This is a genomic window from Roseibium sp. QJM3NY_11, assembly GCF_056173175.1.
The window spans coordinates 1,163,773-1,177,764 of record NZ_CM149660.1 but is presented as its reverse complement, the minus strand read 5'-3'; the positions used below and the strand labels follow the sequence as shown (position 1 = coordinate 1,177,764).

The window sequence follows — 13,992 nt, the reverse complement described above, 5'->3', positions numbered from 1 at the left end:
TTACTCTCCATTTTCACTTTGGTGGCCGGCGAGGCTGCGTTGTATCCAGGCAGCCGTCCGCAGCAATCGGTCATCCTCTTCCGCGGCACCGATCAGCTGCACCCCGACAGGCAAATCGTTTTCGCCGACGAGCAGTGGAAGGCTCAGGCTGGGCAAGCCTGCAAGTGTCCAGGCGGTGCAGTAGACGGCATCGCCCGTATGCCCTTCGGAGATCAATGGGGCCTCCCCGGATGCGGCAGGTGACAGGATGGCGTCAAAATCATTGAAGAACCTGGCAAAGAACTGTTCGGCCGAGGCCTTCACCGCCAGGGCATCCTGATATTGATCGAGGCTGATCGACTGCCCGCGCCCAATCGCATCCTGGAGCTCCTGGCTGACTGCGCCCGTGTTGGCCGCGACAGTATCAGCGAAGATTTCCGTGATCTCGTAGTCGTAGATCGTCTTGTGGACGTTCACCAGATCGGCGAGCTCCGGTCTCGGCGAGAACCGTTCGACGCGTGCCCCGAGAGTTGAAATCACGGTTTCCAATCCGGCCTGTGCATCCGGGGCCAGACGGTCATGATAGGGCATGTCGAACCATGCGATCGTCGGCTCCACGGGAACATCTGCTTCTGCCCCTTTCAGCAGTCCGGCCCGGGGACGGGCAAAGCTGGCGGGATCCGTCTGGTCGTAGCCGCCGATCACATCGACCAGCAGGGCCGCATCGGACAGCGAATTTGCAAAGACCCCCACCTGGTCCAGCGTCGCGGACGTGCGCAGGAGGCCGCTTCTGGAAATCGTGCCCCGTGTCGGCTTGAATCCGAACACCCCGCAGAACGACGCGGGCCTGATCACGGAGCCGCCGGTCTGACTGCCGACGGCAAGGGGAACGTGACGCGCTGCAACCGCCGCGGCGGAGCCGCTGGAAGAGCCGCCGGGCGTGTGCAGGGTATTTGCCGGGTTGCGCGTGGATGACGGCCGGAGATAGGCAAACTCGGTGGTGACGGTCTTGCCCATGATCACCGCACCGGCCTCGCGCAAGCGCTCTACCAGCCTCGCATCAGCATCCGGTCTCCGTCCCGCGTTGATTTGAGATCCCTGTTCGGTGGGCATGTCTTTCGTGTCGACAATGTCCTTGAGACCAACCGGCACGCCATGCAGAGCTCCGGTCGCCCGGCCGATCTTGCGAATAAGATCCGCGGCGCGCGCCTGCTCGAGCGCTTCTTCCGGGACAAGATGCGCCCACGCTCCAATGTCCGGTTCGCTGTGCCGGATCCTGTCAAGACAGGTTTTGACAAGTGCTTCGGACGAGATCCGGCCGTTGCGAATAGCCTCCGCAGCCTGAGCCGCGGAGAGCAAGGAGAGTTCGTGCTTCATCAAGGTATCCACTTGCCGAACAGGTAATCCGGAAGCCAGAGAGCGATGCCCGGGAACTGGTACATCAGCACCATGCACAGCATCACGATCGCCAGATACGGCATGAGACCCTTGAATATCTCGACCAGTTCGATCTGCGCCTTCAACACGCCCTTCAGATAGTACGCGGACATGGCCATGGGGGGCGTCAGGAACGAGGTCTGCAGGTTCAGGGCAACCAGCATGGCAAAGAAATACGGGTTCACGCCGAACGTATCGAGCATGGGCAGGAAGATCGGCACGAAGATGATCAGAATTTCCGACCATTCGAGCGGCCATCCCAGGAGGAATATGATCAGCTGCACCATGATCAGGAACTGCCACGGCTCCAGGTCCATGCTGAGGACCCAATGCTCGATCACATCATGTCCGCCGAGATAGGAGAAGATCGAAGCGAACGTCCACGAACCGACAAACAGCCAGCACACCATCGCGGTTGCCTTGGCGGTCAGAAAGACGCTTTCCTTGACTTTCTGCCAGGTCAGCGACCGATAGGCCACCGCCAGGACCAGCCCGCCCAGCGCACCCATGGCGGCGGCTTCCGCAGGCGTTGCCAGACCGCCCAGAATGGATCCCAACACCAATAGAATGAGTACCGTGAGCGGAACGAACGAGACCAGCAGATTGAAATAGATTTCGCGTTTGGGCGGGATGTCCTTCTTGTCGGGCATCGGCGCAAGCGCGGGGTTGATCTTGACCCGGATGATTACGTAGACGATGTACAGCCCGGCAAGCAGCAGTCCCGGAAACACCGCGGCCGCATAAAGCCGCAGCGGAGACAATTCGGCGATCGCCGCATAGACGATCAGCATGATCGAAGGCGGGATCAGGATGCCGAGCGTGCCGCCGGCGCAAATGATGCCCGAGGCAAAGCTCTTGTCATACCCCGCCTTGTTCATGGCCGGGTAGGCCAGAAGCCCCATCAGGGTGACGACGGCACCCACGATACCGGAGGCCGTCGAAAAGACCGCGCAGGTCATCAGCGCTGCGATCCCCAGTGATCCGGGAAGATTGTGCGCAGCCTGATAGAGGGAAAAGAACAGTCTGTTGACGATGTTCGCGCGCTCGACCACATACCCCATGAACAGGAACAACGGTATGGCGACAAGCGTGTCGTTTTCCATCACCGAATAGGTGTTCTGGTTCAGCAGGTAAAAAATGTTGTTGTTGAAGAAGTCCGCGATGCTGTCAGGCGCGCCCTGATAATAGGCATAAAACCCGAAGCCGACGCCCATGGCGATCAGAGTGAATGCGATCGGGAATCCGAGCAGCACCAGCACAATGAACAGGCAAAGCATCAAGATGGCGACTTGTGGATCGGTCATTTGTTGTTTTCCTTGTTGCTTTCCACATGCGTCACCGAACTGAGATCTCCTTCAGTCATGTGCATTAACATGTCTTCCGTTTCACGGACGTCATCGATCCGCGCAGGCCATTTCCCCTCCCGCATGGCGATCCAGCAGCGCATCATTTCAGCCGCGCCCTGAACCATCAGCAAAAGACCGGCAACCGGTATCAACGTCTTGAAGAAATAGATCTGAATCCGGGCCGGACTGTTCCAGCTGACTTCCTTGTAGCGCCAACTGTCGGCCGCGATTTCCCAGCCGTACCAGAACAGCGCGATCATGCCGGGAAAGAAGAAGAGTATGTAGAGGATGAAATCCACGCGCGCCTGCCAGCGCACGGAAAACAGTCTGTAAAGCACGTCCCCGCGAACATGCGCGTCCTGCGCCAGCGCGTAGGCGCCTGCCATCAGGAACAGGGCACCATACATCTGCACCATCACGTCAAAGGCCCAGACGGTCGGGGCGTTCAGCACGTATCGTACGAACACCTCATAGGATACCGACAGTGTCAGGATGAGAATGCACCATCCGAAGGCCTTGCCGATCCACTGGCTCAGCCCTTCGATGGCGTGAATTGTCTTGATCAAGGTCTGCCCTCACCAACTCAGCCGCAGCTATTGGAGGTCGCGAAACCGCAACCTCCCCTTCAAACAATCATCAGCGGACAGATCAGCCGAAGTGGTGCTTGTAAGCCAGCTTGTAGTCGGGCTGGTTCAAGTTCAGGTAGTTCATCACCGTCTTGGCATAGGCCATCTGGCTTTCGACGACCTTGGCGAAGAAGGGATCTTCTTTCGAGATCCGGTCGACGACGACATCCCATGCTTCCAGCTGTGCCTGCATCACGCTGTCCGGCGTGCGATAGACGTTGACACCCTGCTCTTCCGCGAGGGTCACAAGATCGTCGGCATAGCGCTTGGTGTTGTGCCAGTAGAAGTTGGAGTTCTCGGCTTCGGAAGCGTATTTCAGGATCGCCTGAAGCTCCGGCGCAAGAGCGTCGTATTTCTTCTTGTTGAAGGTGACTTCAAAGAATTCCTGGCTCTGGTGGAACGACGCGAGATGATAGTGCTTGGACACGTCCTGCATGCCGAAATCGCGATCCGATGTCGGATTGTTGAACTCCGCAGCATCAATCAGTCCGGATTTCATGGCCGGCTGAATTTCGCCACCGGGCAACTGGACGACGGACATGCCCATTTCCAGCAGGACATCCGCAGCCAGTCCGACGGTACGGTATTTCAGGCCGCTCATCTGATCGGCATCGGTGATCTGCTGTTTGAACCAGCCAAGCGGCTGTGCCGGCATCGGCGAATTGAAGAATGACACCACATTCAATCCGAGAGACGCCATAAGCTCGTCGAAGAGTTCCTGGCCGCCGCCATAGTTGACCCAGCCCAGCACTTCCTGGCTTGACCAGCCGAAGCACGGACCGGTTCCGAACAACGAGGCGGATTTCGACTTGGAGTACCAGTAGGCCGGCACATAGTGCGCCGCATCCAGAACACCGCGGTGAACTGCATCCTGCATCTGGCTGGTTTTCACGACCGAGTTCACGGGCAGAAGCTCGATTTTCAGGGCGCCACCGGTCATTTCGTTGACCCGGTTCACATAGGACTGTGCGTTTTCAAGAAAGATGCCGCCTCCCCAAGCGGCCTGCATTTTGAAAGTCTGACCCTCCTGCGCATGAACAGCCGGTGCTGCAAGTGCGCCTGCGCCGACAACGGCGGACCCACGCAGCAAGTTTCTGCGATTGATAGATTTAGACATGTTTCCTCCCAATGGAATGGTGCGCTGCCGCCGTTATCCTGACGGTCAGGCCCAGCCCGCGGCCATGCGGACACCCCAAAGATAGAACACCTCGCAAATTTGTCAATTTTAATGAAAAACCTATTTTCAAACAGGCAAAATTACTGGTAAACCATTGCTTTAAATACGTTTTTATTTTTCATTTTTTGATCTGAAAATGCGTTTTGGTTTGGTATACTTTCGCTTCAAAATCAGGTGGCAATAGGCTTATGGCTGGAAAACTACAACCTTCTCGAAGAGGACGCCCCAAAGGGACCACCCGCGCGCCCAACACCCCTACCCAGACGGTTCAGGCCCTGGACCGCGGATTGAAAGTGCTTGTCTTTCTCGCCGACAACCAGAAGGCTACACTGTCAGAGATTTCACGCAACACCAATACACCTGTTGCGTCAACTCACCGTATCCTTGCAACCCTTCAACAACGCGGCATGGTGCTGTTCAATGAACAGGACGGACATTGGTGCGTGGGAGCGCAGGCTTTTCGCGTCGGCAATGCCTACCAGGCCGGTTCCAACCTGATGACCGCCGCAACTCCGGTAATGGAGGAACTGGCCCGTCTGACAGGAGAAACCGCGAACCTTGCGATCGAGGACGGCGGAGAACTGCTGTATCTGATCCAGGTGGAATCCGACAATCCCATCAGAGCGTCAATCAAGAACGGGGCGGCGAGTTACTTCCACACATCGGGCGTTGGCAAGATATTGCTGGCTCATATGGACAACAGCCAGCTGGACCGCTTCCTGAAAGACAGGAAGCTTGCAAGACAGACGTCCAAGTCGATTACCCAGCCCGATCATCTCAAGTCGGAACTTGCAAAAATAAGGGACCTCGGCTGGGCGCTCGATGACGAAGAGCGCTACATGGGCATGAGATGTATCGCTGCCCCGGTTTTCGACACGCTCGGGAAAGTAATCGCCGGGGTGTCGATCTCCGGCCCGAGCGTGCGTTTTCCCGACAATCAGCTGCAGCGCATTGCCGACAAGGTCCAGTATGCGGCGAACCGGATCACGTCGGCGCTCGAATCCTCTACAGTTTGAGCTTCCGGAACGCCAAAATCCCCGTTCATTCTGGTGAGTGGGGGCCTTTGTCTGATTGGGTTGCGGAAGCCTGAGGTCAAGAGCAGCGGGATCATAATCCGCGTGCCATGGGGCCTGCGGAGTGGGCGCGCGTCTCTTCTCCGCGACCGGACCGCCGCCACGAAGACCCCGTGAATTCAACGCGAACCCGTCACATGCTCATTTAAGCCCGTTCACGTTCAGAAAGACCGAATAGAGCGATGTGGTTCCGGCAACAAACAGACGGTTCAGTTTTGCCCCCCCGAAACAAACGTTGCCAACCATTTCGGGAATATGGATCTTGCCGATCAGCGCCCCCGTCTTATCGAGGCAATGCACGCCGTCTGCGGCGGATGCCCAGATCCGGCCGTCGCGATCAAGCCGGAAGCCGTCGAAAATGCCGTTGCTGCAAACCGCGAAAACGCGCCTGTCCTCCAGCGTCTTGCCGTCCTTGCCCAGTTTCAGTTTCTCGATATGGGCGGGACCGTCCTCGTGATGGGTGATGCCGGTATCCGAGACGTAGAGCCATGCCTCGTCCGCTGAAAAGGCCAGACCGTTGGGCTTGAAGAACCCGGTGGCGACCACCTCGACCTTGCCCGTTTCCGGATCCGCCCGATAGACATGGCAGTCCCCGATTTCGCTGTCCGCCCGCTCTCCCTCATAGTCCATCAGGATGCCGTAGGACGGATCGGTGAACCAGACCGATTCATCGGACTTCACCACGACATCGTTGGGTGAGTTCAGTCGCTTGCCTTCCCAATGGGAGGCGATCACCGAAATGGACCCATCGTGCTCGGTCCGCGTCACCCGGCGCGTCAGATGCTCGCAGGTCACCAGCCGTCCTTGCGTGTCGACCGTATTGCCATTGGCGTTGTTTGAAGGCGAGCGGAATTCGGAGACGGAGCCGTCGGTTTCGTCCCAGCGCAGCAACCGGTTGTTCGGAATATCCGACCAGACGAGATACCGCCCGGCGGGAAACCAGGCCGGCCCTTCGGACCAGCGGGCACCGGTCCACAGACGCTCGACCCGCGCGTGACCGATGAAACAGGCCGCGAATTCCGGTTCGATCACTTCAAACCCGGTTCCTTCCAAAACACCAAACATCATGTTTCCCGCTGTTTTTCCAAAAGAGTTCGAAGGGGACGGGGCGGGTGGTTCCCCAGCCCTGCTTCTTCATACGGTTTCCAGGGTGACTTGAATCCGGACCCCATTTTGCCTGATACGTATCGACGGCGCGTCCGCGCATTTGAAGGTTGCCAGCTTCCGGCGCGCGGGTCCGGCACTTGGTTGATATCCCTTCAACCGCGGTGCCCGCAACTTGCTGCAAAGGAACGCTCCGGATCCAAACGCTACCGGTCCGACAGGACCGGTAGCGTTGCTTTGACGGCTTCGATCAACTCAGGTCGACCACCGCAGAAGCTAGCCGTTCTCGACAGGCTGCAGGATCAACGCTCCAGGGCACCGACACCGGAAAAGCGGAACGCTTCCTGTTGCAATGCGTCGAGTTGTTCGGCTTCCATCTGGTCATGGGCAACAGTGATCCGGCCCAGGAACACGAGCGGCAGTTCACCGGCCCGATCCTCCAGATCCGCCTTGATCGCTTCCGCCGTCGCCGCGCCGACATCATCACCCATGCGCATGGGTGTTGCATCCAGCTCGCCCCGCCGGATGGCATCCAGCTCAAGGCCGGTGCCGCCCCAACCCGTCGAGAAGATTTCTTTCTCCTTGCCGACGGAAACCTGCGCTTCAACGCTGCCCATCGCCATGGCCGTGTTGGCATTGTGAATGATCGTGGCTTCCGGATAGGCCTGCAGGATCAGGCTGGTGCCTTCAAAGCCGCCTTCGCGCTGATATTCGCCATAGTGTTCGTAGGCGACGGTCCAGTCGCCCTTTTCCATGACGCAATCCTTGAAATCACCGGACCGCTGATTGTCCGTGATCCCCGGAATACCGCGGTTCATGGCCATGGTGATGCGGTTGCCGAGCCGATCCAGCATGTAGTCGCACATCACCAGCGCACCGGCGGCCGAAGAGAAATCGAACCAGACATCCGGCTGGTTTTCCAGGTCCTTCATCGGGGTATGGAAAGCCCAGACATATGTCCTGAAACCGTCTGCCCCGGCCAATTTGTCGATGTTGTCGGCCTGGATGGCGAGTTCCGAAGGACCGAAGATCACGTAATCGTAGATGTCGCCGTCCTGCAGCACCTGATTGGCATAGGTCGACTGCAGCGAGTGCTCGATCTGACGGCTTGCGAACTCCGTGGTGTTGTACTTGATGCCCAGCTCTTCCAGCCTCTTGGTCATGGCCAGAAAGTTGCGTGCCCAGAAATCCGAGGTGTCTGCCGAGGGGTAGATCAATGCGATTTCAATCGGCTTTTCCTGGCTGCCGGCAAACGGCACGCCTTCCGATCCGACGACGGCTTGCAACGCCTCCAGCTTGCCCTCGGCGTTGACTTCGCCGGGAACCCAGTAGTCCCTGTCGGCGATCCCCGGCAGTTCCCTGAGCGGCAGTGTGTCTTCGGCCTGACTGCCGGTGCCCGAAAGCACCAGAAGACCGAGTGCGGATATCAGTAGCTTGTTCATCATTTTCCTCCCTGGTGATGAATTTCCGCGAACATGGACCTCAGCCGCTGGCAACGGTGTTGCCGGCGAGCAGAGTTCCAATGAGAAGCAGGAGAGCGAGCGCTGCGAGCAGGCCGCCTGTAAGGCGCAGGAGCTTGAGACTTTCCGGGGTCGTGAACCCGGCAATCAGTCCCCTGGCACCGTCCCGGTCCTTTTTCTGCAGCCAGGTGTAGAGTGCGACCGAGGCAACGATCACGACACCCGAGGCCACGGACTGCCAGAAAAACTCGATCCGGAGCGTGACCAGCGCGTTGATCATCATCGACAGCAGCAACACGCCGGCGAGCGAGCCAAGCATTGACGCCCGTCCGCCGAACAGCGATGTGCCGCCGACGACGACGGCCGCAATCACGTGAAGATTGAAATAGGGCGCGGAAGTCGCCTGAATCGCATTGAGCTTGCCGGTCAGCATGACGCCGGCCAGGGCCGCTGCCGCGCCCATCAGCACATAGGCATAGACCTTGTAGCGGTCGACCGCGATACCGGTCATCTCGGCGGCTTCGGGATTGGAGCCGATCGCGACGGTGTAGCGGCCGAAATACGTTCGTTTCAACAGCCAGTAGCCGAGCGCCATCGTCAGAAGGCCGATCACGACGGGAACGGGAATGAACCCGGGGATCTGGCCCCTGCCGATTTCGGTCAGGAGTTCCGGGAACCGCGCCAGCACGAGACCTTTCGCGATCACCAGTGCCAGGCCGCGATAGACCAGATCCATGGCCAGCGTGCCGATCAGATCCGGCACCTTGAACTTGGTGATCACCAATCCGTTGACCAGACCGCACAAGGCTCCGAGAACCAGGGCGACCGTGATCGCGACCGGCGTGGAGAAGCCGTACTGCTTGATCAGAAACGCCATGAGAATACTGGTCAGGGCGGCGACGGATCCGATCGACAGATCGATGCCGCGCTGGGTGATGACGAAGGTCATTGCCATCGCCATCGGCATGTAAAGCGCGGCGTCCAGCAGGATCAGGTTGAGATTGGAGAGCCTGTAATAGCGGGCCGGGTCGGCCACGCCCATGAACAGGAGTATGGCCAGGATCATGACCATCGGTCCGATGATCGCCAGGAACGGCTCGATCCGTTCGGAGAACTTCACCGGCTGCCCCGGATGCGTAGTCGTTGTCATTGTTTTCTCCTAAGCCGCTTCTTCGGCGCCAACGATCAGGCCCAGAACGTCCTGCGGGGAGCTCTGCGATACACTCACGACGCCGGCGCATTTGCCGCGCCGCTGCACATGCACCCGGTCGGCGACCTCGAAAACGTCGTCAAGGGAATGAGAGATCAGAATGACGGCCAGTCCCTGGGCCTTGAGGGCCATGATCAGTTTCAGGGTGCGGGCCGTTTCCTGGGGTCCGAGCGCTGCCGTCGGCTCGTCCATGACAAGCACCCGCAGGCCCTCGTGATAGACCGCACGCGCAATGGCGACGGCCTGCCGCTGTCCACCGGACAGGCTGGCCGTCGGCACATCGAGGGAGCGCAGCCTGACCCCGAGACGTTCAAAAAGGACACGTTCCGTCTCTTCGCGCATGCGCTTGTTGTCGAGCACGGTGATCCCGAGGACCGACCTGGTCAGTTCGTTGCCGAGGAACATGTTGGACGCCGGGTCCAGATGGTCCGCGAGCGCCAGCGTCTGGTAGACGGCGTCGATGCCTTCCTCGATCGCGTCGGAATGACTGTTCATCACCAGCTTCTTGCCACCGACGAAGACGTCTCCCTCCGTCGGCTGATAGACCCCTGTCAGGATCTTGATCAAAGTCGATTTTCCGGCACCGTTGTCGCCGACGATGGCAAGGACCTCGCCCGCATATGCGTCCAGGTCGACGTTTGAAAGCGCGGTCACGCCGCCGAAGCGTTTCGTGATGTTGCGCATCGACACCAAGGGACCGGAATTGTTGTCGCCGGTAGGCATGTGTTCACCCCGAATTGAAGACAAACCTTCCCTGTCCGCGGCCAAGCCCCGGCAAAAATGATTTGCAGTTTCGTCTGTTGGTTCGCTAGGCGGGCCGCCCGCGGCTGCTGCCGACGGCCCGCACCAGGAAGACTACTTGCCCCAGATGGCGGCGTAGGCTTCGCGGTAGGGTGTGTCAGGGTCGAAAGCGTTGCTGTCGCCCATCTTCTCAAGCCCGTCCCTGGTCACCAGAGCGGGGGACGTGACGTAGCCCGAGCAGGCTTCGCCCTGTACGGCACGGTTCAGCTCGTCCACAAGCTGCCAGCCCTGAAGGTTCAGCGGCTCGGCAACCGTGATGGCCTGATATCCGCCGGTTCGAATGCGCTGGAACGCGGCTTCGGAGCCGTCACCGGCAGAGCCTGCCTGCGGTCCATCAGTGGCGGAAATGCCGGCCGCCGCAAGAGCCGGACCCATGAAATCGAAATAGAGATCGTTGATCGCAAGCGCATGGGTCCAGCTGTCACCGTATTTCTGCAGAAGGGTGGTGGTCAGCGGCCCCATGCGGGTCGAGGTGTCGGCAATCGGCGTGTCGACATATTCAAGCACTTTGCCGCCGGACGCCTCGACGGTCTCTTGCAACCGGTCTGCCTTGTCGATGGCGATCTGATAGGTGGAATCGGTGAAAATGATCACCCCGATGTCCTTGCCGCCGTCGTCAATCGCCCAATTCGCGGCGACTTCCGAAACACTCATCGCATCGGTCGAGATGTTGGCGAAAATTCCTCCGGGGGCGTCGCAACCGATTTTCGGACCGGAATGCCAGGCCACCATCGGAATGCTGGCTGCGACCACGCCTTCCAGAGCGGCCTGCTGTTCGACCGCGTCGAAACCGTTGATGACGATGCCGTCGGGCTGCAGGGCCATGGCCTGGCCGATTGCCGCCGTACGCCCCTGTACCGAGCCGGCGCCATCAAGCACGCGCACGTCCCAGCCGATCCTGGCAGCAGCCTCTTCCACCCCATTGGTGACGCCCAGAATGCCCCCGTTTTTCAGGTCGGCCGCGACCACCACGACGGTTTTGCCGTCGGCGGCCGCCGGTCCCGTTGTCGGGCCGTCCCACGCTGTCTGTGCAAGAGTGGGAACCCCCATCCCCGCCAGCATTGTTGTTGCAAGAAAAACCTTCAGGAAATCACGTTTCTGCATAGTATCCTCCCAGAGCAAGAACGTTATTTTTTCAACGCCCCCCGTCGGCGCTGTGCGTAGCCGGCGATGCCGATTGCGATCAGCAAAGTGACGCCGTTGAAAAGCGGTTCGACCCAGAACGAGCCGCCGAATTGCTGAATTCCGGAGATGCCGACCGCAAGGATTGCAACCCCGACCACCGTGCCCCAGACATTGACCCGTCCCGGCTTGATCGTCGTTGAGCCCAGGAAGGCACCGACCAGGGCCGGCAGCAGGAATTCAAGTCCAACGCTTGCCTGGCCGATCCGAAGCTTGGACGCCAGAAGCACGCCGGCGAGAGCTGTCATCATTCCGGAGGCCATGAACGCGCCAATCACGAATTTGCGGGTCGGAATGCCGTTGAGCTGCGCGGCGCGCTGGTTCGCACCGATGGCGTAGAGATACCGGCCGACGGGCGTGTATTCGAGGACAAGCCACATGAAGACGGTGATCGCGATCAGATAGAAACCGGTGATCGGAAGGCCGAAGACGAATGTCGTGCTCAGCGCATAAAAACCGTCCGGCAGGACGCCGACCATCTGCCGCCCGCCGGTGTGCCACAGGGCGATCGCATAAAGAACCGTGCCGGTGCCGAGGGTTGCGATGAAACTGTCGATCTTGGCAACTTCCACGAGCAGACCGTTGAAGAACCCGGTCATCGCCCCAAGCATCAGCACGATCATCACCGACATGGGCCATGGAATTCCCAACAAGGTCTGCAGGCTGATGGCCAGAATGTGCCAGAGCACGATGCCGTAGCCGACGGTCAGATCGATCCGGCCGGCGGCCATCGGAATCATCGCGCCCAGGGACAACAGCGCGATGATGGCCTTGTCCGAAACGATCGCCCGCAGGTTCAGGAGTGTCGGAAAGGTTGTCGGCAACAGGATCGAAAACAACACGATCAGGAAGACGGTCAAAATCACCAGACCATAGACCGGCAGCAGCCGCAGGAGTTTCCCCCGGATCGAGAGCCCTTGGGTTTCAGCCTTGGTGGGCTCGAGCGCATGGGATTCAAGTGATTGCATTGTTGATGTCCTTAGGCCGCCGCGGCGTTGCTGGCTGACGCAGCCTGAATCAGGTTTTCAGTCGAAAGCTTGGTGCCGGAGAGTTCGTCGACGATCTGTCCCTGGCTGAAGACGATGGCGCGGTGGCAAATTGTTGCGACCTCCTCGAAATCGGTCGAAACCAGCAAAATGCCGACCCCTTCGCGCAGTGCCTTGTTGAGCAGGGCGTAGATTTCTGCCTTTGCGCCGACGTTGACGCCAGCGGTCGGATCCTCGCAGATCAGGAGCTTCCGGTTTGTCGCCAGCCAGCGCGCGATCACGACCTTCTGCTGGTTGCCTCCGGACAAAGCCTCTATGGCCATGCTCTGGTCATTCGGGCTCAGCGCCACCTGCCGCCCGATTTCCTCGGCCATTTTGGCCTCGGCACTGGGAGACAGGATCGAAAAGAGACCCCGGCCCGTGGCTTGCGGGTTCAAAAACGTGTTTTCGCGAATGGTCAGCGGCAGCGCGACCGATTCTTCGGTTCGGTCCCGGGCGACCAGCCCAATTCCGGAATCCAGTGCCGTTTTGGGAGACCTCAGATCGGGGACTTCGCTGTTTGCAAGCGTCACCTCGCCGCGATGATCTTCCAGGCCGTAGAGCGCCCGGGCAATTTCCTCATGCCCTGCGCCGCGCAATCCGACCAGGCCGACCAATTCGTTGCGGCACAGCGTCAGGTCGACCGGACCGGCGGACTTGGTCTGAAGCCCCTTGACCGTCAGCAGCGGAGCCCCCGGTGCTTCATTCAGCTTGCTGACCTGGCGGGTCTTGCGCCCGACGATCATGTGAACCAGCTCTTCCGTGGTCGTGTGCTGGATCGCACGCACACCGACCAGTTCACCATCCCTGAGGACCGCAACGCGATCGGCAATCTGGAAGATTTCATCAAGGCGATGGGACACGTAAATCATGCCGACGCCGCTGTCGCGCAGCGGGCGCAGGGCTTCGAAAAGCCGGACAACTTCATCGGTGGGCAGGGAGGCCGTCGGCTCGTCGAGAACCAGAAAATCGCAATCGACCGCCAGCGCACGGGCAATCGCGACAAGGGACTTTTCCGTCCGCGAAAGATCCTGGACCCGTGTCGACGGGCAGAAATCGCATCCGACCCGTTTCAGCGCCACTTCGGCGAACTGCTCCGCGTCGTTCCATTTGATCAGCCCGAATTTTTTTGAAAAGCCCAGCGCCAGAGCCATGTTCTCGGCGACGGTCATCCACTCGATCATCCCCAGGTCCTGGTGAATGAACGCAACGGCCTGCCGCTGGCCGAAGCCGCCCGGACGATGCTCATAGGGCTCACCGTCGATCAGCACCCTGCCCGCATCCGGCTTGTGGATGCCGCCCAGGATCTTGATCAGCGTTGACTTGCCGGCACCGTTTTCGCCCAGAAGAGCGACGATCTCGCCCCGGTCGATCGACAGCGAGACGTCTCGAACGGCATAAGTTCCACCGAAATGCTTTTGGATACCGTCAAAGAAAAGACGGTTCTTCAAACTTCCTGGCACGGTCTTCCTCCCATCGTTACCATCCCCAACCTTACGGCCTTCTCCTCAAGACAGTGATTGAGTTACCGGTAACGTAGGATTATCATCCGCCCGTCACAATTCGAAGTCA

The 13,992-nt window shown here is 59.5% G+C and carries 12 protein-coding genes; 1 reads left to right on the top strand and 11 read right to left on the bottom strand.

What is annotated here, in order from left to right:
- From AC0VX3_RS05390 to AC0VX3_RS05375, 4 genes are all read right to left on the bottom strand, one after another.
- Positions 1 to 1,356 carry an amidase gene (locus tag AC0VX3_RS05390; RefSeq protein ID WP_475523856.1) on the bottom strand — a complete coding sequence of 452 codons (1,356 nt, stop codon included), beginning with the start codon at positions 1,354 to 1,356 and terminating at the stop codon, positions 1 to 3.
- The gene (locus tag AC0VX3_RS05385; RefSeq protein ID WP_342893155.1) at positions 1,356 to 2,720 is read right to left on the bottom strand and encodes a TRAP transporter large permease; all 1,365 of its coding nucleotides are present in this window, start codon (positions 2,718 to 2,720) and stop codon (positions 1,356 to 1,358) included. The genes AC0VX3_RS05390 and AC0VX3_RS05385 overlap by 1 nt, the downstream gene beginning before the upstream one ends.
- Positions 2,717 to 3,328, bottom strand: coding sequence for a TRAP transporter small permease subunit (locus AC0VX3_RS05380; protein WP_342893156.1), 612 nt, complete (start codon positions 3,326 to 3,328; stop codon positions 2,717 to 2,719). The genes AC0VX3_RS05385 and AC0VX3_RS05380 overlap by 4 nt, the downstream gene beginning before the upstream one ends.
- Positions 3,329 to 3,410: 82 nt before the next feature.
- Positions 3,411 to 4,505 carry a TRAP transporter substrate-binding protein gene (locus AC0VX3_RS05375; RefSeq protein WP_348189365.1) on the bottom strand — a complete coding sequence of 365 codons (1,095 nt, stop codon included), beginning with the start codon at positions 4,503 to 4,505 and terminating at the stop codon, positions 3,411 to 3,413.
- A gap of 248 nt (positions 4,506 to 4,753) precedes the next feature.
- Here AC0VX3_RS05375 and AC0VX3_RS05370 point away from each other — a divergent pair, with 248 nt between their 5' ends.
- Entirely contained in the window at positions 4,754 to 5,581 is an 828-nt protein-coding gene (locus AC0VX3_RS05370) for an IclR family transcriptional regulator (protein WP_475523855.1), read from the top strand.
- A 198-nt stretch (positions 5,582 to 5,779) separates the two neighbouring features.
- Here the strand turns inward: AC0VX3_RS05370 and AC0VX3_RS05365 are convergent, their stop codons facing one another.
- The 7 genes from AC0VX3_RS05365 to AC0VX3_RS05335 all read right to left on the bottom strand — a co-directional run bounded on the left by AC0VX3_RS05365 (position 5,780) and on the right by AC0VX3_RS05335 (position 13,883).
- Positions 5,780 to 6,703, bottom strand: a complete 924-nt coding sequence (locus AC0VX3_RS05365) for an SMP-30/gluconolactonase/LRE family protein (protein WP_475523854.1) — start codon at positions 6,701 to 6,703, stop codon at positions 5,780 to 5,782.
- A 341-nt stretch (positions 6,704 to 7,044) separates the two neighbouring features.
- Positions 7,045 to 8,184 (bottom strand): substrate-binding domain-containing protein, encoded by a 1,140-nt coding sequence (locus tag AC0VX3_RS05360; protein WP_475523853.1) that lies wholly within the window; start codon positions 8,182 to 8,184, stop codon positions 7,045 to 7,047.
- 40 nt (positions 8,185 to 8,224) lie between these two features.
- The gene (locus AC0VX3_RS05355; protein ID WP_475523852.1) at positions 8,225 to 9,352 is read right to left on the bottom strand and encodes an ABC transporter permease; all 1,128 of its coding nucleotides are present in this window, start codon (positions 9,350 to 9,352) and stop codon (positions 8,225 to 8,227) included.
- A 9-nt stretch (positions 9,353 to 9,361) separates the two neighbouring features.
- Positions 9,362 to 10,135 carry an ATP-binding cassette domain-containing protein gene (locus AC0VX3_RS05350; RefSeq protein WP_475523851.1) on the bottom strand — a complete coding sequence of 258 codons (774 nt, stop codon included), beginning with the start codon at positions 10,133 to 10,135 and terminating at the stop codon, positions 9,362 to 9,364.
- Between the two features lie 132 nt (positions 10,136 to 10,267).
- Positions 10,268 to 11,317, bottom strand: a complete 1,050-nt coding sequence (locus tag AC0VX3_RS05345) for a substrate-binding domain-containing protein (protein ID WP_475523850.1) — start codon at positions 11,315 to 11,317, stop codon at positions 10,268 to 10,270.
- 23 nt (positions 11,318 to 11,340) lie between these two features.
- A complete protein-coding gene (locus tag AC0VX3_RS05340; RefSeq protein ID WP_475523849.1) occupies positions 11,341 to 12,363 on the bottom strand; it encodes an ABC transporter permease in 1,023 nt (340 codons plus the stop codon).
- An 11-nt stretch (positions 12,364 to 12,374) separates the two neighbouring features.
- Positions 12,375 to 13,883, bottom strand: a complete 1,509-nt coding sequence (locus AC0VX3_RS05335) for a sugar ABC transporter ATP-binding protein (protein WP_475523848.1) — start codon at positions 13,881 to 13,883, stop codon at positions 12,375 to 12,377.
- Positions 13,884 to 13,992: the final 109 nt, after the last annotated feature.